This window comes from Pseudomonas putida (assembly GCF_026625125.1).
Classification (GTDB): domain Bacteria; phylum Pseudomonadota; class Gammaproteobacteria; order Pseudomonadales; family Pseudomonadaceae; genus Aquipseudomonas; species Aquipseudomonas putida_X.
Map to the genome: position 1 here is coordinate 4655453 of NZ_CP113097.1, position 19608 is coordinate 4675060.

Sequence of the window (19608 nt, forward strand, 5' to 3'; positions counted from 1 at the left end):
GTATCTGCCGCCAACGACCTATGATAAAACCACGCCTCTGCCCATTCGCCCCGGATGCCCCATGCCTACACCGAGCAAACCCCTCGCCGGCCTGAAAGTGATCGAGCTTGGCACCCTGATCGCTGGCCCGTTCGCCTCGCGCATCTGCGCCGAGTTCGGGGCCGAGGTCATCAAGGTCGAGTCGCCCGACGGCGGTGATCCGCTGCGCAAATGGCGCAAGCTGTACGAGGGTACGTCGCTGTGGTGGTTCGTGCAGGCGCGCAACAAGCAGTCACTGACCCTGAACCTCAAGCATCCCGATGGCCGCGAGATCCTCAAGCGGCTGCTGGCCGAGGCCGACATTCTCATCGAGAACTTCCGCCCGGGCGTGCTGGAAAAGCTCGGCCTGGGCTGGGATGTGCTGCACGCGCTCAACCCGAAACTGGTGATGGTGCGCCTCTCAGGCTTCGGCCAGACCGGGCCGATGAAGGATCAGCCAGGCTTCGGCGCCGTGGGCGAGTCGATGGGTGGCCTGCGCTACATCACCGGCTTCGATGACCGCCCACCGGTACGCACCGGCATCTCCATCGGCGACTCGATCGCTGCATTGTGGGGCGTGATCGGCGCACTGATGGCGCTGCGTCACCGCGAAGTCAACGGCGGCCAGGGCCAGGTGGTGGACGTGGCGCTGTACGAAGCAATCTTCGCCATGATGGAGAGCATGGTCCCGGAGTTCGATGTGTTTGGCTTCATTCGCGAACGCACCGGCAACATCATGCCAGGCATCACGCCCTCCTCCATCCACACCAGCGCCGACGGCAAGCACGTGCAGATCGGTGCCAATGGCGATGCGATCTTCAAACGCTTCATGCAGGCCATCGGCCGTCACGACCTGGCCGACGACCCGACGCTGGCCAGCAATGATGGCCGCGATGCACGGCGTGACGAGCTGTATGGCGTTATCGACCGCTGGGCCAACAGCTTGCCGCTGGAGCAGCTGATGCAGACGTTGACCGTCGCCGATGTTCCGGCCAGCCGCATCTATTCGGCGCAAGACATGTTCAGCGACCCGCAGTACCTGGCCCGCGAAATGTTCCTCCAGGCCCGCCTGCCAGACGGTAAAGCGTTCAAGATGCCCGGCATCGTACCCAAGCTGTCCGAGACACCCGGCTCGGCCGAGTGGGTGGGCCCGGCGCTAGGCGAACACACAGACGCCCTGCTTGGCACCCTGGGGTATGACGCCGCCGCCATCGCCCGTTTGCGCCAGGCCGGCGCGGTCTGAGGTCGCCTCCGCCCGTGCGCGCGCGCCTGTCCCTGCTGTGCGGGCTGCTGCTCGCCATGGCCATCGCGCCAGTGCAGGCCAAGGAACGCCTGCTATGGCTGGTCCGCGACCTGCCGCCTTTCACCATCCTGGAGGGTGCGGCCAAAGGCCAAGGTGCGATCGACCGGATGCTGGGGCTGCTGATCGAGCAGATGCCCGAATACGACCACGACATCGTGCGCGTCACTCGGGCGCGCGGCATACAGATGCTGCAGGACCCTGCCAGCTTCACCTGCGACCCGACCTTGATGTGGACACCGGAGCGCGCGAAGTTCGTGCACTTCTCCAAACCGGCGCTGGGGGCGATGAGCGGTGGCCTGGTGGTGCGCAAGCAAGCCGAACCACTGCTGGCACCGTTTCTGGATGGCGCGCAGATCGATCTCAAGCGCTTGTTGAGCGACACGCAACTGAAGCTCGGCATCGTCGCCGGGCGCAGCTACAGCACCCAGATCGATGCGATCCTGCACCCGCTTCCCGACTCGGTTCTCAGCCGCCACTATGGTAACGATGCCACTGCCAACCTACTGCAGATGCAGCGCCTGGGGCGCCTGCAACTGGTGCTCGGCTACTGGCCGGAAGTGCGCTACCTGATCCAGCAACAAGGCGGCTCGCTTGATGACTATCAGTTTCACCCGATACAAGGCGTGGACCGCTATCAGTTCCTGCATGTGGGCTGCTCCGATACGCCATCGGGGCGCGCAGCCATCACGCATATAGACCAACTGCTGTCCGCGCTGCGCCAGGACACACTTCCAGCGCTCTATGCCAGGTGGCTGGACGCGGAGTTCCAGACAGAGTACCTGGAGCAGAGCAGGCATTTTTTCGAAGGGCGATAAAAAAGAAACCCCGGGACGCTGGGGAGGACGCCCGGGGCCAATCGAAAGTCCTCATGGACTTCCCGTGACAACCCGCCATCACCGGAGCTGTGTGCTGGCTGGCTGCCCTACTGTGTCTGATGCGCCACTCAGGCAAAGGTTCCCGCAGGTTGTTGGCGTTGCTGCAAAGCCGCGATGACACAGGGCTGCAGGCGCCCTTCGGCGATCTGCAGGTCACGGTGAAGGCCATCGACCAGGTCGATCAGCAGGCGCTGCTCCTGTAACTGGCGTTGGCTGACCGTTCGGCGCAAGGTCATGCCACCGAGGCTGTCGAAAACGGTGAGTTGCCGATTACCGCTGGCATCGGCGGCGCCAAGCTGGGTCTGATAAGGGCTCAGTGCGTCATTAAGCAGGCTGCAGATTCTTTCCATCCGGATCACTCGCTGCGTGGTGGTCTATGAAGAAACTGACCAGCAAGCGCAACGGAAAGTTCGTTACGCTTGAGCTGTTTCAATGAGCATGCGTGGGGGATGTGAACCTTTGAATACGCTGCAAGGCCTGTTGCCAGCGCCGCACCGGCAGCGGCCACGGCAAATCGGCCAGCACCCAGAGGCCACGCTCGCGTGCTTGCTCGGCAAGGTTGGGACGGTGCTCGCTGGCACAGCCGACAAAAAGCAAGGCGCGTGAACAGCGGTTGCGCTGCAGACGTTCGAGCAGGGCCTGGCCGCCTTTCATCGAATGGTCGAGGATCAGCAGGTCGGCACCGCGCTTGCGTGCAAGGCAGGCATTGAGGTCAACCAGATCATGGGTGATGCGCACGTCGAAAACGCCCAGGGCATTGCACGCCTGATGCAGAAGAATCTGGTGGGAAGGCCGAGCCTGGTGAATCAACACGTAGGGCTGATGCATGAGCCGCTCCTGAGGGAAGGACGGGCCACTGTATGCAGCGCTTAACGCGTTTTACATAGGAAAAATCTGAATAAAACCAGGGAAAAGTCTAAAAGCGGGGCCGCGCAGCGGCCCCCTTCATCACGATTAAAGCGGCTTGCCGCGGTTACCGTGCTGGCTGACGAAGGCCTGGACGGCCTTGAGGTCGTTGGCCAGAACCGTGCAGCGCTCCTCTCGGCCGAACAGGTCGCTCAGGTGCGCAGGCAGCTCCAGCGCCTTGCCGACCCCCGCCTTCTCCACGGCCTCCGGGAACTTGACCGGGTGCGCGGTGCCCAGCACCACCATCGGGGTATCCAGGCTGCGACGGCATTCGCGCGCGGCCTTCACACCGATCGCGGTATGCGGGTCGAGCACTTCACCTGTGCTGGCGAAGACCTCGGCGATGGTCTGGCAGGTCTGCTCGTCGCTGACGGCCAGCGAATCGAACAGCTTGCGCGCCTCGGTCCAGCGGTCCTGGTCGACGCTGAAACCGCCACCCTGCTTGAAGTTGGCCATCAATTCGCCGATAGCCGCGCCGTTGCGACCATGGAGGTCGAACAACAAGCGCTCGAAGTTGGACGAGACCATGATGTCCATCGACGGCGACAAGGTCGCGTGCAGGGTTTCCTTGACGTACTGGTTGCCGCTCATGAAGCGGTGCAGGATGTCGTTGCGGTTGGTGGCAACCACCAGCTGGCTGACCGGCAGGCCCATGTTGCGTGCCAGGTAGCCGGCGAAGATGTCGCCAAAGTTACCGGTCGGCACCGAGAACGCCACCGAACGCGCCGGGCCGCCAAGCTGCAGGGCAGCGTGGAAGTAGTAAACGATCTGGGCCATGATCCGCGCCCAGTTGATCGAGTTGACTGCGACCAGGCGGGTGCCTTTGAGGAACGATTGGTCGGCGAAGCTGGCCTTGACCATCTCCTGGCAGTCATCGAAGTTGCCTTCGATGGCGATATTGTGGATGTTGTCGCCGAAGATGGTGGTCATCTGGCGGCGCTGAACCTCCGACACGCGCTGGTGCGGGTGAAGGATGAAGATGTCGACGTTGTCGCAGCGGCGGCAGCCTTCGATCGCGGCAGAGCCGGTGTCGCCGCTGGTCGCGCCGATGATCACCACGCGCTCGTTGCGCTTGGCCAGCACGTGATCGAGCAGGCGCCCGAGCAGCTGCAGGGCGAAGTCCTTGAAGGCCAGCGTCGGCCCGTGGAACAACTCAAGAACCCACTCGTTGCTGTTCAGCTGGCGCAGCGGAGCGACCGCGGCGTGGGCGAACTCGCCGTAGGTCTCTTCCAGGATCTTCTTGAAGTCGGCGTCGGCAATGCTGCCCTCGACGAACGGGCGCATCACACGGAAAGCCAGCTCGTGATACGGCAGGCCCGCCCAGGAAGCGATTTCTTCCTGGGTGAAGCGTGGGAGGTTCTCTGGCACGTACAGGCCGCCATCGCTGGCCAGGCCAGCCAGCAGGACGTCTTCGAAATTCAGGGCCGGTGCCTGGCCGCGGGTGCTGATATAGCGCATATGCAAACCTTCGGTTTGAGCGGCAAGCTGCGAGTTGCAAGAAAAAGCCGATCGGCATTTCTCTTACGCCCTGCACTGCCCTTGCCGCAAATTTAAACTGTTAAAAGCCTCAACACCGAACTGCTTTTCTTGCAGCTTGCAGCTTGAAGCTTGCCGCTTAGTTGAGCTGTTCGACGCGGATGCGCACGACCTTACCGACCACGTCCTGCAAGGCTTCCAGAGCAACGATGGCGTCGTTGATGCTCTTTTCGACCACACGGTGGGTCAGCAGGATCATCGGCACCAGGCCGTCCTGTTCCTCGGCTTCTTTCTGCATGATCGACTCGATGTTGATGCCGCGCTCCGAGAGGATGCTCGCCACCTGGGCCAGCACGCCCGGGTGATCCTTGGCCTGGATACGCAGGTAGTAGGCGCTCTGGCAGGCGTCGATCGGCAGAATCGGGTGCGCCGACAGCGAATCCGGCTGGAAGGCCAGGTGCGGTACGCGGTTTTCAGGGTCGCTGGTCATGGCGCGGACAACGTCGACCAGGTCGGCGACCACCGAGGAGGCGGTGGGCTCCATGCCGGCGCCGGCGCCGTAGTAAAGGGTGGAGCCTGCCGCATCGCCATTGACCATCACGGCGTTCATCACGCCATTGACGTTGGCGATAAGACGGTCGCTCGGGATCAGCGTCGGGTGCACGCGCAGCTCGATGCCTTCTGCAGTGCGGCGGGCCACACCCAGGTGCTTGATGCGGTAGCCCAGGGCTTCGGCGTAGTTCACGTCGGCGGTGGTCAGCTGGGTGATGCCTTCGGTGTAGGCCTTGTCGAACTGCAGCGGGATACCAAAGGCGATGGACGCCAGGATGGTCAGCTTGTGCGCGGCATCGATACCTTCGACGTCGAAAGTCGGGTCGGCTTCGGCATAACCCAGCGCCTGCGCTTCGGCCAGCACGTCGGGGAAGGCGCGGCCTTTTTCACGCATCTCGGTGAGGATGAAGTTGCCGGTGCCGTTGATGATCCCGGCCAGCCAGTTGATGCGGTTGGCCGACAGGCCTTCGCGGATCGCCTTGATCACCGGGATGCCACCTGCCACTGCGGCTTCGAAGGCGACGATCACGCCCTTCTCACGGGCCTTGGCGAAGATTTCGTTGCCGTGTACGGCGATCAGCGCCTTGTTGGCGGTGACCACGTGCTTGCCGTTGTCGATGGCCTTGAGCACCAGGTCGCGGGCGATGGTGTAGCCACCGATCAGCTCGATGACAATGTCGATCTCCGGGTTGCTCGCAACGTCGAACACATCAGCGGTAATGGGGGTACCGGTAATCTGGCAGTTCGGGTTAGGCGAGCGCATGGCGATCTGTGCCACTTCAATACCGCGCCCGGCACGGCGGGCAATCTCCTCGGCGTTGCGCTGAAGTACATTGAAGGTTCCGCCACCGACGGTCCCCAACCCACAGATGCCTACTTTGACCGGTTTCACTGTGAACTCCCCATTGAACGGCCGGCACCTGCGCCGACCGTGAAACATGCCGTCACCCCATGACGACGGCGTACTGAATGATTTACTTGGCGGCCTGCTGTTGGCCGGCCAGGGCCAGTTTGGCCACTTGCGGTGCCGGTTGATAACCTGGAATCACCTGGCCATTTTCGAGCACGATCGCCGGCGTGCCGTTGACGCCGATCGACTGGCCCAACTGGAACTGCTTGCCCACCGGGTTGGTGCATTTGGCGGCTTTGATTTCCTTGCCGTCGATCATCTTGTCCAGCGCTGCGCGGCGGTCACTGGAGCACCACACGGCCTGCAGCTGCTCGTCACCCGGCGAGCCGAGCCCCTGGCGCGGGAAGGCGACATAGCGCACTTCGATACCGCGACGGTTGAGCTCTGGCACTTCGGCGTGCAGCTTGTGGCAATACGGGCAGGTGGTGTCGGTGAATACGGTGATGTGCGACTTGGTCTGGCCCTTTGCAGGATAAACCACCATCTCGGCGGCTGGAATGCCATTGATGAGCTTGGCGACCCCTTGGCGTTCGGTCTTTTCGGTCAGGTTGACCGGCTTGCCGTCCTGGATCTGGTACAGGTAGCCCTGCATGACGAACTGGCCATCGGCGCTGGCGTACAGCACACGGCCGCCCTGCAGCTTGACTTCATACAGGCCGTTGAGCGGGCTGCTGGCCACGCTCTCGACCGGCACTTCCAGCTCAAGGTTCTGCAACGACTTGCGAATCGCCTGCTCGGCAGCGGCATTGCTGTCGGTCGCCGCGGCAACGGCAAAGGTACTGGCCAGCGCCAACGCGGCGGCGGCGAACATCTGGGTCACGCGCATGGGAACTCCTGAAGGCGGACAGGGGCCGTGGGGCGTCACCTGCGGAAAAACGCGGCGACCGTGCGGCCCTTGGTGCAAACCGCCCAAGCCTACCACAACACGCTACCGGTGAAGGGGTCTGCGAGTACCGGCCGGCGGAACATGAAAATCATTCATCCACGTGGGTGGTGCTGTGCGTGCAGTTGCTGCAGGCGGGCCTTGGCCACATGGGTATAGATTTGCGTGGTCGACAGATCGCTGTGCCCCAGCAGCATCTGCACCACGCGCAGGTCGGCACCGTGGTTGAGCAGATGAGTGGCGAAGGCGTGACGCAAGGTGTGCGGCGACAGTGGCTTGTCGATACCGGCTACCCGCGCGTGATGCTTGATGCGGTGCCAGAACGTCTGGCGGGTCATCTGCTCCCCGCGCAGGCTGGGGAACAACACATCGCTCGGGCGCCCGCTGAGCAGCTCGGCGCGCCCGTCGCGCAGGTAGCGCTGCAGCCACAGCACCGCCTCTTCGCCCATGGGCACCAGGCGCTCCTTGCTGCCCTTGCCCATCACCCGGAGCACGCCCTGGCGCAGGTTCACCTGGTCCAGGGCAAGGCTGACCAGTTCGGTAACGCGCAGACCACAGGCGTACAGCACCTCAAGCATGGCACGGTCGCGCTGGCCAATGGCTTCGCCAAGGTCAGGGGCCTGCAACAGGGCCTCGACGTCGGCTTCCGACAGCGACTTGGGCAAGGGCTTGCCCAGCTGCGGCATCTCTATCTGCAGGGTCGGGTCGACGGCAATGAGCTTTTCCCGCAGCAAGTAGCGAAAAAAGCCACGCAGACCGGAGAGAAAACGCGCTGTAGAACGGGGTTTGTAACCCTGATCCAGGCGCCAGGCCAGGTGATCGAGGATCAGCTCCCGACCGGCCTCAGGCAAAGCCAGGCCGTGATCCTGCAGCCAGCCATTGAACAGTGCCAGGTCACTGCGATAGGAGAGGCGAGTGTTGTCTGAAAGGCCTTTTTCCAGCCACAGGGCATCAAGGAACTGGTCGATCAAGGGGTGGTCAAGGGCAGGCATGAAAACTCGGTGGCAAACGACGAAATGACGCTTAGTCTTTCATAACAACGCCGGCATAGGGAGCCCGCATGAACGAACAGCAGATCCTTCTCAGTGTGGGCGGTATCGGTGCCGCCGCCCTCGCCTGCCAGTGGCTGGCCTGGCGCCTGAAGCTTCCGGCGATTCTCTTCCTGCTGCTGGCCGGCATAACGCTGGGGCCGTTGCTCGGCTGGCTCGACCCGCAAGCGCTGTTCGGCCCGTTGCTGATGCCTCTGGTGTCACTGGCGGTGGCACTGATCCTGTTCGAAGGCAGCCTGACCCTGCACCTCTCGCAATGGCGGGAGATCGGCAGCGTGGTGCACCGACTGGTCACCGTCGGCGCCCTGTCGACCTGGCTGGTGATCGCCCTGGCCACGCACTGGCTGCTGGGGTTCGACTGGCCGCTGGCAATCCTGTTCGGCACCTTGACCCTGGTGACAGGGCCTACGGTCATCGTACCGATGCTGCGCGTGGTACGGCCCAAGGCAACCATTGCCAACATCCTGCGTTGGGAAGGCATCGTCATCGACCCGATCGGTGCCCTGCTCGCCGTCGTGGTGTACAGCTTCATCATCGCCAGCGCCGATGGCGATGGCCTGAGCCAGAGCCTGGGCACCTTTGCCGGGGTGATCTTCTGCGGCAGCGCCCTGGGCGCCGCCGGCGGCTGGCTACTGGGGCAGATCATGCGCGAGCAATGGCTGCCGGAATACCTGCACAACCTGGCGTCGCTGGCTGCCGTACTGGGTATTTTCATCGCCGCCAACCAGATCGTTCACGAGTCCGGGCTGCTGGCGGTGACGGTCATGGGCATGTGGCTGGCCAACATGCGTGGCGTGGATGTACGGCAGATCCTGCACTTCAAGGAGAACCTCAGCGTACTGCTGATCTCTGGCCTGTTCATCCTGCTGGCCGCACGGCTCGACCTGCACGCCCTGCTGGGGCTGGGCCCGGCCGTACTGGCACTGCTGCTGGTGATCCAGCTGGTGGCGCGGCCGTTGAATGTCTTGCTGTCAACGCTGGGGTCCACGCTGAACTGGCGGGAACGGGCGCTGCTGGCCTGGATCGCACCGCGCGGTATCGTAGCCGCCGCAGTGTCGGCGATATTCGCCATCCGCCTGGATGAGGCCGGGCATCAGGACGCGCTGCTGTTGGTGCCGCTCACCTTCGCAGTGATCATCGGCACGGTCGTGCTGCAGAGCGCGACGGCGCGCCCCTTGGCGCGCCTGCTGAAAGTCGCGGAGCCTGCGCCCAGCGGTTTTCTCATCGTCGGCGCCAACGAGCCTGCACGCACCCTCGGCAAGGCTCTGCAGCAATTGGGTTGCCGTGTGTTGCTGACCGATTCGAGCTGGGAAAACATTCGTGCGGCACGCATGGAGGGGCTGCCAACCTACTTTGGCAACCCGGCTTCGCAACATGCCGACGCGCACCTGGACCTGGTAGGCCTCGGCCACCTGCTAGGGCTGTCACCTGCCGGGGAAATCAACGCCTTGGCCTGTGCGCGCTTTCGCCATGACTTCGGCCACGGCCGTTTGTATGTGCTGGCCAGCGGCCTGGAGAAGCAGCGCAGCGACAAACACCGGGCCAGCGAAGAGCACCGCGGCCATTTGCTGGGCTCCAGCCCGATGACCTACCAGCAAATGGCCAATCGCCTGCATCATGGCGCGGAGCTGTACAGCACCAACCTGACCGAGGGCTTCGACTGGGGCAATTACCAGGCGCTGCATGGCGAGCGCGCACATCTGTTGTTTGCCCGGGATACCCAGGGCTGGGTGCATGTATCAAGCCCCGAGAACCCGTTTGCGCCGCAGCCTGGCTGGACCTTGGTGGCGCTGGTAGAACCGGCCCCCGTCACCGAGACGACTGCCGCGCCGGGTTGAGCCCTCAGGCCTGTGGCAACACCGGCACCGGGCGCTTGTCCTCGTCGATGGCGACAAAGCTGAACACTCCATGGATCGCCCGCTCGCGCCCATCCAGGTACATGTTCTCGACGAATACGTCCACTTGAACCTGCAGGCTGGTGTTTCCGACCTTGATCACCGTGCCCACCAGCTCGACGATAGTGCCCGCCGGGATCGGGTGCTTGAAGTCAATGCGGTCGGTGGAGACGGTCACCAGCGGCAACCGGCAAAAGCGCGTAGCGGCGATGAACGACACTTCGTCCATCCAGGCCAGCGCAGTGCCGCCGAACAAGGTGTTGTGGTGGTTGGTGGTGCTGGGGAATACCGCTTTGGTCACGCGGGTCACCGACAACTCGGTACGGCGCTGAATTTCCTGGTCTCGGCTGGTCATGTCCGTCACTTCTTTCGGGTTTCAAAACGCAAAAAAGCAGCCCGAAGGCTGCTTTTTTCTCGCTAGGCGGCCAGAGCCACCGGGCAAACTGTACTCAGGACAGTTTTTCCTTGATGCGAGCGGCTTTGCCGGACAGGTCGCGCAGGTAGTACAGCTTGGCTTTACGCACGTCACCACGACGTTTCACGGCCAGGCTGTCGATCTGCGGGCTGTAGGTCTGGAAGGTACGCTCAACGCCAACGCCGCTGGAGATTTTGCGCACGGTGAAGGCGCTGTTCAGGCCACGGTTACGCTTGGCGATAACGACGCCTTCGAACGCCTGCAGACGGGAACGCTCACCTTCCTTCACTTTAACCTGAACGACGATGGTGTCGCCTGGTGCGAAGGTCGGGATTTCCTTGCTCATCTGCTCGGCTTCGAGCTGCTGGATGATCTTGTTGGTCATGCTGTGCTCCTAAGATGGATACGTGATCCACCATCGATACGTTTAACTATCGTCCCGCTCGCGGAGATATTCCTCGAGCAGCTTCTTCTCTTCTCCAGAAAGCGAGCGACTTTCCAGAAGATCGGCGCGTCGTTCGAAGGTCCTACCAAGGGACTGCTTCATCCTCCAACGCCGGATGTGTGCATGGTTGCCACTTAGCAACACGTCGGGAACACGCTGATCCGCATACACCTCAGGTCGGGTGTAGTGCGGGCAATCGAGCAGACCGTCGGTGAAGGAGTCTTCCTCCGCCGAGTCCACATGCCCTAAAGCTCCGGGCAGCAGCCGTGTAACCGCATCGATCAGTACCATGGCCGGCAGCTCGCCACCGGAAAGCACATAGTCGCCAATCGACCACTCCTCATCGACATGAGCTTCGATAAAACGCTCGTCGATGCCTTCATAACGACCGGCGATCAGGATCAGCGATTCCTGTTCGGCCAGGCCTTTGACCGCTTGCTGAGTCAGCTTGCGGCCTTGCGGCGAAAGGTAAATCACCTTTGCCGATGCTCCGGTCGCTTGCCTGGCGCTAACCAGGGCGTCTTCCAGAGGCTTGATTTTCATCACCATGCCCGGGCCACCGCCAAACGGCCGATCATCCACCGTGTGGTGGCGATCTGTGGTGTAGTCCCGCGGGTTCCAGCAGGTCACCTGAAGCAACCCCTGTTTTACCGCGCGGCTGGTAATGCCGTACTCCGTGATGGCCGAGAACATCTCGGGGAACAACGTGATGACGTCTACGCGAAGGTTACCCATCGTTTAGAAGTCCGCGTCCCATTCAACCCGCATCACGCCTGCTTCCAGGTCGATTGCCAGCACACATTGCGCCGTATAGGGCAACAGACGCTCGCGATCATCCAGGCTGCCTGCGCAGGGCTTGACCACCATGACATCGTTCGCACCGGTCTCCAACAGGTGATCGACCTTGCCGAACAGCTGTTCGTCCTGGTTGATGACCTTCAGGCCCTGCAGCTGGTACCAGTAGTACTCGTCTGCGGCCAGGTTGGGCAAAAGGCTCCGCGCAATGCAGATTTCGTAGCCGCTCAGAAGACGCGCTTCATCACGATCATCGAGGCCTTTCAGTTTAACGACCAGGCCCTTTTGGGAGCCACGACCGCTGACCAGCTCGACCTGCTTTACCTTGCCTTCGTGCCGAAGCGTCCAGCTTGGATAATCCAACAGGTTTTCAATCGGATCGGTAAAGGAATACACCTTCACCTCGCCGCGAACGCCGTGAACCGAAAAAATCTTGCCAACGACGATGAGGTCGTCAGCCTTTTCTGGCGTCGCGTTCATATTGCTCAGGCAGCGGCCTTGGCAGCGTCCTTCAGCAGCTGAGCAACGCGCTCAGACGGCTGTGCGCCTTGGCTCAGCCAGTAGCTGACGCGCTCTTGGTTGACCGACAGCTTGACTTCAGCGCCAGCAGCGATCGGGTTGAAGAAACCTACGCGCTCAACGAAACGGCCGTCACGGGCGTTACGCGAGTTGGTCACGGTCAGGTGGTAGAAAGGGCGCTTTTTCGAGCCGCCACGGGCAAGACGGATGGTTACCATGTGAACATCGTTCCTATAGTCGGTGCTGCAAATCTGAATGCCAAATAGGCACACGGGTGCCCAAAAGGCCGCATATTCTCGGGGAATACACGGACATTTGCAAATGACTTTTTCGACAAGGCCTCGCCCTGCCGTCCAGATTTGCCGGTTGAGCCACGGATTGCGTGGCCGTTGCCCCGCCGCAGCGGGGGTTCTGAGCGCTCATCCTGCAAAAGACAAGCGCCCGGAATAAGGGTTACAGCTTAGGCATGCCGCCACCCGGCAGCATCCCGCCCAGGCCGCGCATCATCTTGGCCATGCCGCCCTTGGCGGAGAATTTCTTCATCATCTTCTGCATCTGCTTGTGCTGCTTGATCAGCCGCCCGATATCCTGCACCTGGGTACCAGAACCCAGGGCGATCCGGCGCTTGCGCGAACCGCTGATCAGGTCAGGGTCGCGACGCTCGGCCGGGGTCATGGAGTTGATGATCGCCTCCATCTGCTTGAACTGCTTCTCGGCCGCGCCCTGGGCATTGCCCATCTGCGACAGGTTCACCCCGCCGATGCTCGGCAGCTTGTCCATCAGGCCGCCCAGGCCGCCCATGTTCTTCATCTGTAGCAACTGATCGCGGAAGTCTTCGAGGTCGAAGCCCTTGCCCTTCTTCAGTTTCTTGGCCAGCTTGTCGGCCTTGGCCTTGTCGATGGTCTGCTCGGCCTGCTCGATCAGGCTGAGCACGTCACCCATGCCGAGGATGCGCGATGCCACACGGTCCGGGTGGAAGGGCTCGAGCGCCTCGGTTTTCTCACCCATACCGATGAACTTGATCGGCTTGCCAGTGATGGCACGCACCGAAAGCGCAGCACCGCCACGGGCATCACCGTCGACCTTGGTCAGCACCACGCCGGTCAGCGGCAGGGCTTCACCGAAGGCCTTGGCGGTATTGGCGGCGTCCTGGCCGGTCATGGCATCGACCACGAACAGGGTCTCGACCGGCTTGACCGAAGCATGCAACGCCTTGATCTCGTCCATCATGTCGGCGTCGATGTGCAAACGGCCGGCGGTGTCGACGATGACCACGTCGATGAACTTGAGCTTGGCCTCGCGGATCGCCGCTTCGGCAATGGCCACAGGCTTCTGGCTGATATCGGACGGGAAGAAGGTCACGCCGATGTCGTTGGCCAGCGTTTCCAGCTGCTTGATGGCTGCCGGGCGGTAAACGTCGGCCGAAACGACCATCACGCTTTTCTTCTTACGCTCCTTGAGGAAGCGCGCCAGCTTGCCGGCGGTGGTGGTCTTGCCCGCACCCTGCAAGCCGGCCATCAGCACCACTGCAGGCGGGGCAGCATTGAGCGCGAGGTCTTCGTTGGCCGCGCCCATCAGGCTTTCCAGCTCGGCCTGGACGATCTTCACGAACGCCTGGCCCGGGGTCAGGCTGCGCGACACCTCGGTGCCGACGGCGCGTTCTTTCACGCTGTTGACAAAATCCTTGACCACCGGCAGGGCAACGTCGGCCTCGAGCAGGGCCATGCGCACTTCGCGCAACGTATCCTTGATGTTGTCTTCAGTCAGCTTGGCCTTGCCGGTGACATGGCGCAGCGTCTGTGACAGGCGGTCGGTCAGGTTTTCGAACATGGTGATCCTTTCAGGCCAAGTAAAAGCCGAGGTTTGTCAGGCGCCCAGATGAATATGCACACGCGCTGGGCACAGCAAGGCGGCGATTATAGCGAAGAGCGGCGGCGGCGCACACCTCAGCTTCCCGGCGGCACCTTTGAAGCTGCCAGGCGCAAGCCGCGAACCACCAGAAAATCCCCTCCCCCCACGGATCTGCCTTCGTTTGCGGCGTGCCGCTTGAAGCATGCAGCTCACTAGCCCCCCCAGCGCGATCTATGCCAAACTCCGTTTCTTTAAGGCTTGCCCACCAGGACTTATGGTCTCCTCACCCAGCCTCATCCCCAACCTGATCGCCGCCGGCCTATATATAGCGGCGACCGTTTATCAGGGTTCGCGCCTGGCCCAGTCGAACAAAGCCGACAAACGGCTGCTCGGCCTGCTCGGCGCCCTCGCCGTGATCGCCCAGAGCGGCGCACTGTTCTTTCAACTGATCACTCCGCTGGGGCTGAGCCTGGACTTCTTCAGCGCCGCCAGCCTGATCGCCGTGGCGGTCATTACCCTGACCCTGCTGGCCTGCCTGCGCATACCGGTGGAAAATCTGCTGGTGCTACTGTTCCCGCTCGGCGCCATCACGGCCCTGCTGGCCCAGTTCGCCCCACCCGGCACCGTTCCGCTGATCGATGAAGAGCCGGGGATTCTCGCCCATATCCTGCTGTCGATCCTGGCCTATGGGCTGTTCACCATCGCGGTGTTCCAGTCGCTGCTCCTGCTGCTGCAGGACCACCAGCTGAAAAACAAGCACCCTTCCGGGCTGATCCGCAACTTCCCACCGTTGCAGACGATGGAAAGCCTGCTGTTCGGCTTCCTTTGGGCGGGCTGGTGCCTGTTGTCGCTGTCGCTGATCTCCGGCTGGCTGTTCCTGGACAACCTGTTTGCCCAGCACCTGGTACACAAAACCCTGCTGGCCTGCGTGGCCTGGATCGTCTTCAGCGTACTGCTGTGGGGCCGCACCCGCCTGGGCTGGCGTGGCCACAAGGCGATCCGCTGGACGCTGGCCGGTTTCTGCCTGCTGATGCTGGCCTATTTCGGCAGCAAGCTGGTTCGCGAATTCATCCTGCATATCTGACGGTCGCCCATGGACACCCTGCCGTACGCTCCGCTACTCGGCACTCTGGCACTGGCGCTGCTGTGGTCGGCGCTGTTTAGCGCGGTAGATGCCGCCCGCCTGCAGCTCAACGGCTCGTTACGCCCCGGTCATGACGAGCACCCCGTATTACCAGCCCAGGCCCTCGTGCTGTGTGCCAGCGCGGGCAAGCTTCTGGTGCTGGGCCTGGCCTGCCTGATGGGCCAACGCTTCAACGGCGAGCATGGTTTCTGGCTGGCAGGCCTGGCCGCCACCGCTGGCTTGCTGATTTTTGCCGAGTACCTGCCGCGGCGCCTGGCGCGGCGCAATCCGCAGGCCTTCATCAGCCTGGGCGTCAGCCTGCTGAAGCTGCCATTGGCGCTGCTGCAACCCGTGGCCTGCCTGCTGGACGGCTGCGCCAGGCTGCTGTTGCGGCCGTTTCGCGTGCCGCCCACCGCAGTGGCCCTGCACCCGCAGGCAGATGATGACTTCAGCGACGATGAAGACCACGACATGCCGCGCCACGGCCTGCTCGATGGCCTGCACTCGCTGAACAAGGTCACCGTCAACGACATTCTGGTGCCGCGCAACGAGGTCGACGGCATCAACCTCGACGAGCCGATCGAGCGCATCATCGAGCAGTTGATCCTCAGCCGCCACACGCGCCTGCCGGTGTATCACAACGATATCAACCAAGTCGAAGCCATCCTGAACACCAAGCTGATCAGCCACCTGCTGCCCAAGGCCGAGCTGACGCTGGAGAAACTTCACGATGCCTGCTACGAGCCCTACTTCGTCCCCGAAAGCACGCCACTGCAATTGCAGCTGCTGAACTTCCACAAGCAGCAGCGCCGGCTAGGCGTGGTGGTAGACGAATACGGTGAGGTACTGGGTATCGTCACCCTGGAAGACATACTCGAAGAGATCGTCGGCGAGTTCGAGGAAGAGCACAGCCTCGACAACCCCCATGTTCACCCACAGCCCGATGGCACCTTCGTCATCGAGGGCGCCGCTTCGCTGCGCGAAATCAACCGCACCCTGGGCTTGCACCTGCCCAGCGACGGTGGGCCGAAGACCCTGAACGGCTTGGTCACCGAGGCCTTGGAAAGCATCCCGGAAAGCGCTGTGTGCCTGAAGATCGGCCGCTATCGCCTGGAAATCCTCGAAACAGAGGACAATTGCGCCAGCAAGGTACTGGTGTGGACCGTGACCCGCTAGCTATACTCGGGTCACGCTTACCCAGCCCTGCCGTCCCGCCCGCTACCCGCACCCGGCGCCTCACGGCCAGCGCGCCCCACTGACGCGCCCTGCGGTCCTGCTTCAACACCCTGAACAGTGCCCGCTCCCGCCCCTATCCCCCTTGGGCTATCGTCAGTCGGGCGAACAAGAACAATACGCTCCGGCGTCCGCGAACCGTACCTGCCCTTTACTGGCCGGCGGAAACCTTCGCGGGCAAAGCCCATGGAGCACGACCAGACTGTTAGGGACCTACTTAATGACAACCAGCAGCACGTATGCCCAGGCGCCTGACGCGCCGGTCAACTCCCCCGCGCGGGTCGCCACTGCCAGTTTCATCGGCACCGCCATCGAGTTCTACGATTTCTACGTTTATGCCACTGCCGCTGCGCTGGTGATCGGGCCCGTGTTCTTCCCTTCGGGGTCGGGCACCGCGCAGATGCTGGCGGCCTTTCTTACCTTCGGCATCGCCTTCCTCGCCCGCCCGCTGGGTTCCGCACTGTTCGGGCACTTCGGTGACCGCATCGGGCGCAAGTCGACGCTGGTCGCCTCGCTGCTGCTGATGGGGGTATCCACCACGCTGATAGGCGTGCTGCCAGGCTACGACAGCATCGGCGTGTGGGCACCGATCATCCTGTGCCTGCTGCGCTTCGGCCAGGGCCTTGGCCTGGGCGGAGAATGGGGTGGTGCGGCGTTGCTGGCCACCGAGAACGCGCCGGCGGGCAAGCGTGCCTGGTTCGGGATGTTCCCGCAGCTAGGCCCTTCGATCGGCTTCCTGGCGGCCAACGGCCTGTTCCTGACCTTGGCCCTGCTGCTCAGCGACGAGCAGTTCCGTGAGTGGGGCTGGCGCATCCCGTTCCTGCTCAGTGCCGCGCTGGTGCTGGTAGGCCTGTACGTACGCCTCAAGCTTGAAGAAAGCCCGGTGTTCGCCAAGGCCGTGGCCCGCCACGAGCGGGTGAAAATGCCGGTGGTGGACCTGTTCAGCAAGTACTGGCTGCCGACGCTGCTGGGGGCCGCGGCCATGGTGGTGTGCTATGCGCTGTTCTACATCTCGACGGTATTCTCGCTGAGCTACGGCGTCACGACGTTGGGCTACAGCCGCGAGACCTTCCTTGGCCTGCTTTGCTTCGCCGTGGTCTTCATGGCCCTGGCCACGCCGCTGTCGGCCTGGCTCAGCGACCGTTACGGGCGCAAGCCGGTACTGATCGTCGGCGGTCTGCTGGCGGTGGCCTCGGGCTTCACCATGGAGCCTTTGCTGACCTCTGGCTCGACCACAGGTGTTGCGTTGTTCCTGGCCATCGAGCTGTTTCTGATGGGCGTGACGTTCGCACCGATGGGCGCATTGCTCCCAGAGCTGTTCCCTACTCACGTGCGTTACACCGGCGCATCGGCAGCGTATAACCTGGGCGGCATCGTCGGAGCTTCGGCGGCGCCGTTCTTTGCTCAGAAGCTGGTGAGCATGGGCGGGCTGAGCTGGGTAGGTGGGTATGTATCGGTTGCGGCGGTAATCAGCCTGATCGCTGTGCTGTGCCTGAAAGAGACCCGCCACACGGAGCTTTGAAGGCTTGAAGCTGCAGGCTTGAAGCTGCAAGCCTCAAGCTGCAAGCAAAGGCATCCCCTTGCAGCTTGCAGCTTGCAGCTCAAAGCTTAGAACTCGACCTTGACCGCCTGCGCCGCGCGGGTCGCCTTGGCGCGCGCCGCTTCGATCGACTCATCACGTGCCAGGCACACACCCATGCGGCGCTGGCCGTTGATTTCCGGCTTACCGAACAGGCGGATCGCAGTATCCGGCTCGCTCAACGCTGCGCCGAGGTTGGCGAAGCTGGTCTGCTGCGACTGGCCTTCAGGCAGGATCACCGCCGAAGCGCTAGGGCCGAACTGGCGTACCACCGGGATCGGCAGGCCCAGAATGGCACGGGCATGCAGCGCGAACTGCGAGAGGTCCTGGGAAATCAGGGTGACCAGGCCCGTATCGTGCGGGCGTGGCGAGACTTCGCTGAACCACACCTGATCGCCCTTGACGAACAGCTCGACGCCGAACAAACCACGGCCGCCCAACGCATCGGTGACCGCCTTCGCCACACGCTGCGACTCGGCCAAGGCTTTCGGGCTCATCGCCTGGGGCTGCCACGACTCCTGATAGTCGCCCTTCTCCTGACGGTGACCGACTGGCTCCAGATACGTGGTGCCGCCAACATGGCGCACGGTCAGCAAGGTGATCTCGTAGTCGAAGTCGATGAAGCCTTCGATGATCACGCGGCCCTTGCCGGCGCGGCCGCCCTCCTGAGCGTAGTCCCACGACTTCTGCAGGTCGGCATCGCTGCGCAGCAGGCTCTGGCCCTTGCCGGACGAACTCATCACCGGCTTGACCACGCACGGGTAACCGACATCGGCCACAGCCTTGGCGTAGTCTTCAAAGGTGTCGGCGAAGTGGTACGGCGAGGTTGGCAGGTCCAGCTCTTCGGCCGCCAGGCGGCGAATGCCCTCGCGGTTCATGGTCAGCTGGGTGGCGCGGGCGGTCGGCACGACGTTGAACCCTTCGTTCTCCAACTCGACCAGCGTAGCGGTGGCGATGGCTTCGATTTCGGGGACGATGTAATGCGGTTTTTCAGCCTCGATAATGGCGCGCAGGGCGACACCATCGAGCATGTTGACCACGTGGCTGCGGTGCGCGACCTGCATGGCCGGTGCGTTGGCGTAGCGGTCCACGGCGATCACTTCGACGCCCAGGCGCTGCAGCTCGATCACCACTTCCTTGCCCAGCTCGCCACAGCCGCAGAGCAGTACACGGGTCGCGGTAGGCGACAATGGGGTTCCGATACGGGTCATTTCAGGTCCTCGAAGGCGTCCGGGGCCGCGCCAGTCTTAGCGCCGCCCGCTGAAAAAGGACCGGTATTCTACACCATCAGCCGGCCACGGCAGCCCGCCGCGCACGAAATGCCATGGCCAGCCACACCGCAGTCACGCCGGCGAACTTGGAGGCCATTGCGGTGCCGATCACGGCCGGTGTCAGGGCACCGATCATGCCGAAGAAAATGAAGGTATCCACCGGGATGCTCAGTGCCGAGCTCAACCACAAGCGGTCACGCAAGGGGCGCCGGGTGATGCTGAACACCAGCCAGTCGATCAGCTCGGAAACGAAGAACGCAGTGGCACTGGCCAGGGCAATGGTCGGCTCGGAGGTCACGTACGACAGCACCAGGGCCAGCAGCATGGCGATCAGCGCGCCATGGCCGTAGCGGGTCTGCACCATGTCACGCAGGATGAACACCAGCCCGCCCCAGGCGGACCAGATCACGTCCAGATGCGGGGCGCTGGAAAAGGCAAAGTTGATCAGTACAACGCTGCTGATGTAAGCGATTAGAAAGAACATGGGCAGTGACCGTCCGGCAAGCGGCA

At 62.8% G+C, this 19608-nt stretch carries 20 protein-coding genes; 6 read left to right on the top strand and 14 right to left on the bottom strand.

Features of this window, described 5'->3' with window-relative positions:
• Positions 1-61 precede the first annotated feature (61 nt).
• Together OSW16_RS21440 and OSW16_RS21445 are read left to right on the top strand one after the other, a co-directional pair.
• Positions 62-1261 carry a CaiB/BaiF CoA transferase family protein gene (locus OSW16_RS21440; RefSeq protein ID WP_267818330.1) on the top strand — a complete coding sequence of 400 codons (1200 nt, stop codon included), beginning with the start codon at positions 62-64 and terminating at the stop codon, positions 1259-1261.
• A 56-nt stretch (positions 1262-1317) separates the two neighbouring features.
• Entirely contained in the window at positions 1318-2136 is an 819-nt protein-coding gene (locus OSW16_RS21445) for a TIGR02285 family protein (protein WP_418942212.1), read from the top strand.
• Positions 2137-2264: 128 nt separating this feature from the next.
• Here OSW16_RS21445 and OSW16_RS21450 read toward each other — a convergent pair whose 3' ends face one another.
• The 6 genes from OSW16_RS21450 to xerD form a co-directional block, all read right to left on the bottom strand.
• Entirely contained in the window at positions 2265-2546 is a 282-nt protein-coding gene (locus OSW16_RS21450; RefSeq protein ID WP_267818334.1) for a DUF3509 domain-containing protein, read from the bottom strand.
• Positions 2547-2625: 79 nt separating this feature from the next.
• Positions 2626-3024 carry a histidine kinase gene (locus OSW16_RS21455; RefSeq protein ID WP_267818336.1) on the bottom strand — a complete coding sequence of 133 codons (399 nt, stop codon included), beginning with the start codon at positions 3022-3024 and terminating at the stop codon, positions 2626-2628.
• A 126-nt stretch (positions 3025-3150) separates the two neighbouring features.
• The gene (gene thrC, locus OSW16_RS21460) at positions 3151-4560 is read right to left on the bottom strand and encodes a threonine synthase (RefSeq protein ID WP_241804342.1); all 1410 of its coding nucleotides are present in this window, start codon (positions 4558-4560) and stop codon (positions 3151-3153) included.
• 157 nt (positions 4561-4717) lie between these two features.
• The gene (locus OSW16_RS21465) at positions 4718-6022 is read right to left on the bottom strand and encodes a homoserine dehydrogenase (RefSeq protein ID WP_241804341.1); all 1305 of its coding nucleotides are present in this window, start codon (positions 6020-6022) and stop codon (positions 4718-4720) included.
• Positions 6023-6104: 82 nt separating this feature from the next.
• Positions 6105-6866, bottom strand: a complete 762-nt coding sequence (gene dsbC / locus OSW16_RS21470) for a bifunctional protein-disulfide isomerase/oxidoreductase DsbC (RefSeq protein WP_267818339.1) — start codon at positions 6864-6866, stop codon at positions 6105-6107.
• Positions 6867-7018: 152 nt separating this feature from the next.
• A complete protein-coding gene (gene xerD, locus OSW16_RS21475) occupies positions 7019-7915 on the bottom strand; it encodes a site-specific tyrosine recombinase XerD (RefSeq protein ID WP_241804339.1) in 897 nt (298 codons plus the stop codon).
• Positions 7916-7983: 68 nt separating this feature from the next.
• On the opposite strand from xerD, the gene OSW16_RS21480 reads away from it, so the two are divergent.
• Entirely contained in the window at positions 7984-9810 is a 1827-nt protein-coding gene (locus tag OSW16_RS21480) for a cation:proton antiporter (RefSeq protein WP_267818341.1), read from the top strand.
• Positions 9811-9814: 4 nt separating this feature from the next.
• On the opposite strand, the gene OSW16_RS21485 is transcribed toward OSW16_RS21480, so the two are convergent.
• The 6 genes from OSW16_RS21485 to ffh form a co-directional block, all read right to left on the bottom strand.
• Complete coding sequence (locus tag OSW16_RS21485; protein ID WP_267818343.1) at positions 9815-10222, bottom strand: acyl-CoA thioesterase; 408 nt, start codon at positions 10220-10222, stop codon at positions 9815-9817.
• Positions 10223-10316: 94 nt separating this feature from the next.
• Positions 10317-10667 (bottom strand): 50S ribosomal protein L19, encoded by a 351-nt coding sequence (gene rplS / locus OSW16_RS21490; protein WP_008094487.1) that lies wholly within the window; start codon positions 10665-10667, stop codon positions 10317-10319.
• Positions 10668-10709: 42 nt separating this feature from the next.
• Positions 10710-11462 carry a tRNA (guanosine(37)-N1)-methyltransferase TrmD gene (trmD, locus tag OSW16_RS21495; RefSeq protein ID WP_008094486.1) on the bottom strand — a complete coding sequence of 251 codons (753 nt, stop codon included), beginning with the start codon at positions 11460-11462 and terminating at the stop codon, positions 10710-10712.
• 3 nt (positions 11463-11465) lie between these two features.
• Positions 11466-12002 (bottom strand): ribosome maturation factor RimM, encoded by a 537-nt coding sequence (rimM, locus tag OSW16_RS21500; RefSeq protein WP_241804336.1) that lies wholly within the window; start codon positions 12000-12002, stop codon positions 11466-11468.
• Positions 12003-12007: 5 nt separating this feature from the next.
• Positions 12008-12259, bottom strand: coding sequence for a 30S ribosomal protein S16 (rpsP, locus tag OSW16_RS21505; RefSeq protein WP_012315971.1), 252 nt, complete (start codon positions 12257-12259; stop codon positions 12008-12010).
• A 235-nt stretch (positions 12260-12494) separates the two neighbouring features.
• The gene (gene ffh, locus OSW16_RS21510) at positions 12495-13871 is read right to left on the bottom strand and encodes a signal recognition particle protein (RefSeq protein WP_241804335.1); all 1377 of its coding nucleotides are present in this window, start codon (positions 13869-13871) and stop codon (positions 12495-12497) included.
• A 295-nt stretch (positions 13872-14166) separates the two neighbouring features.
• Between ffh and OSW16_RS21515 the strand changes: the two genes are divergently transcribed.
• The 3 genes from OSW16_RS21515 to OSW16_RS21525 all read left to right on the top strand — a co-directional run bounded on the left by OSW16_RS21515 (position 14167) and on the right by OSW16_RS21525 (position 17770).
• The gene (locus tag OSW16_RS21515; protein ID WP_241804334.1) at positions 14167-14976 is read left to right on the top strand and encodes a cytochrome C assembly family protein; all 810 of its coding nucleotides are present in this window, start codon (positions 14167-14169) and stop codon (positions 14974-14976) included.
• A 9-nt stretch (positions 14977-14985) separates the two neighbouring features.
• On the top strand, positions 14986-16191 hold the full coding sequence (locus tag OSW16_RS21520; RefSeq protein ID WP_267818351.1) for a transporter associated domain-containing protein: 1206 nt from the start codon (positions 14986-14988) through the stop codon (positions 16189-16191).
• 277 nt (positions 16192-16468) lie between these two features.
• Positions 16469-17770 (top strand): MFS transporter, encoded by a 1302-nt coding sequence (locus OSW16_RS21525; protein ID WP_267818353.1) that lies wholly within the window; start codon positions 16469-16471, stop codon positions 17768-17770.
• Positions 17771-17856: 86 nt separating this feature from the next.
• Here OSW16_RS21525 and purT read toward each other — a convergent pair whose 3' ends face one another.
• Together purT and OSW16_RS21535 are read right to left on the bottom strand one after the other, a co-directional pair.
• Positions 17857-19038: a formate-dependent phosphoribosylglycinamide formyltransferase gene (gene purT, locus OSW16_RS21530; protein ID WP_267818355.1), complete on the bottom strand. Its 1182-nt coding sequence runs from the start codon at positions 19036-19038 to the stop codon at positions 17857-17859.
• A 76-nt stretch (positions 19039-19114) separates the two neighbouring features.
• Positions 19115-19582, bottom strand: coding sequence for a VUT family protein (locus tag OSW16_RS21535; protein WP_267818357.1), 468 nt, complete (start codon positions 19580-19582; stop codon positions 19115-19117).
• Positions 19583-19608 lie beyond the last annotated feature (26 nt).

Bases quoted from the DNA above. Each gene is read 5' to 3' on its own strand.
- OSW16_RS21440 (WP_267818330.1), top strand. From the start codon at position 62: ATGCCTACACCGAGCAAACCCCTCGCCGGCCTGAAAGTGATCGAGCTT.
- OSW16_RS21445 (WP_418942212.1), top strand. From the start codon at position 1,318: ATGGCCATCGCGCCAGTGCAGGCCAAGGAACGCCTGCTATGGCTGGTC.
- OSW16_RS21450 (WP_267818334.1), bottom strand. From the start codon at position 2,546: ATGGAAAGAATCTGCAGCCTGCTTAATGACGCACTGAGCCCTTATCAG.
- OSW16_RS21455 (WP_267818336.1), bottom strand. From the start codon at position 3,024: ATGCATCAGCCCTACGTGTTGATTCACCAGGCTCGGCCTTCCCACCAG.
- thrC (WP_241804342.1), bottom strand. From the start codon at position 4,560: ATGCGCTATATCAGCACCCGCGGCCAGGCACCGGCCCTGAATTTCGAA.
- dsbC (WP_267818339.1), bottom strand. From the start codon at position 6,866: ATGCGCGTGACCCAGATGTTCGCCGCCGCCGCGTTGGCGCTGGCCAGT.
- xerD (WP_241804339.1), bottom strand. From the start codon at position 7,915: ATGCCTGCCCTTGACCACCCCTTGATCGACCAGTTCCTTGATGCCCTG.
- OSW16_RS21480 (WP_267818341.1), top strand. From the start codon at position 7,984: ATGAACGAACAGCAGATCCTTCTCAGTGTGGGCGGTATCGGTGCCGCC.
- OSW16_RS21485 (WP_267818343.1), bottom strand. From the start codon at position 10,222: ATGACCAGCCGAGACCAGGAAATTCAGCGCCGTACCGAGTTGTCGGTG.
- rplS (WP_008094487.1), bottom strand. From the start codon at position 10,667: ATGACCAACAAGATCATCCAGCAGCTCGAAGCCGAGCAGATGAGCAAG.
- trmD (WP_008094486.1), bottom strand. From the start codon at position 11,462: ATGGGTAACCTTCGCGTAGACGTCATCACGTTGTTCCCCGAGATGTTC.
- rimM (WP_241804336.1), bottom strand. From the start codon at position 12,002: ATGAACGCGACGCCAGAAAAGGCTGACGACCTCATCGTCGTTGGCAAG.
- rpsP (WP_012315971.1), bottom strand. From the start codon at position 12,259: ATGGTAACCATCCGTCTTGCCCGTGGCGGCTCGAAAAAGCGCCCTTTC.
- ffh (WP_241804335.1), bottom strand. From the start codon at position 13,871: ATGTTCGAAAACCTGACCGACCGCCTGTCACAGACGCTGCGCCATGTC.
- OSW16_RS21515 (WP_241804334.1), top strand. From the start codon at position 14,167: ATGGTCTCCTCACCCAGCCTCATCCCCAACCTGATCGCCGCCGGCCTA.
- OSW16_RS21520 (WP_267818351.1), top strand. From the start codon at position 14,986: ATGGACACCCTGCCGTACGCTCCGCTACTCGGCACTCTGGCACTGGCG.
- OSW16_RS21525 (WP_267818353.1), top strand. From the start codon at position 16,469: ATGACAACCAGCAGCACGTATGCCCAGGCGCCTGACGCGCCGGTCAAC.
- purT (WP_267818355.1), bottom strand. From the start codon at position 19,038: ATGACCCGTATCGGAACCCCATTGTCGCCTACCGCGACCCGTGTACTG.
- OSW16_RS21535 (WP_267818357.1), bottom strand. From the start codon at position 19,582: ATGTTCTTTCTAATCGCTTACATCAGCAGCGTTGTACTGATCAACTTT.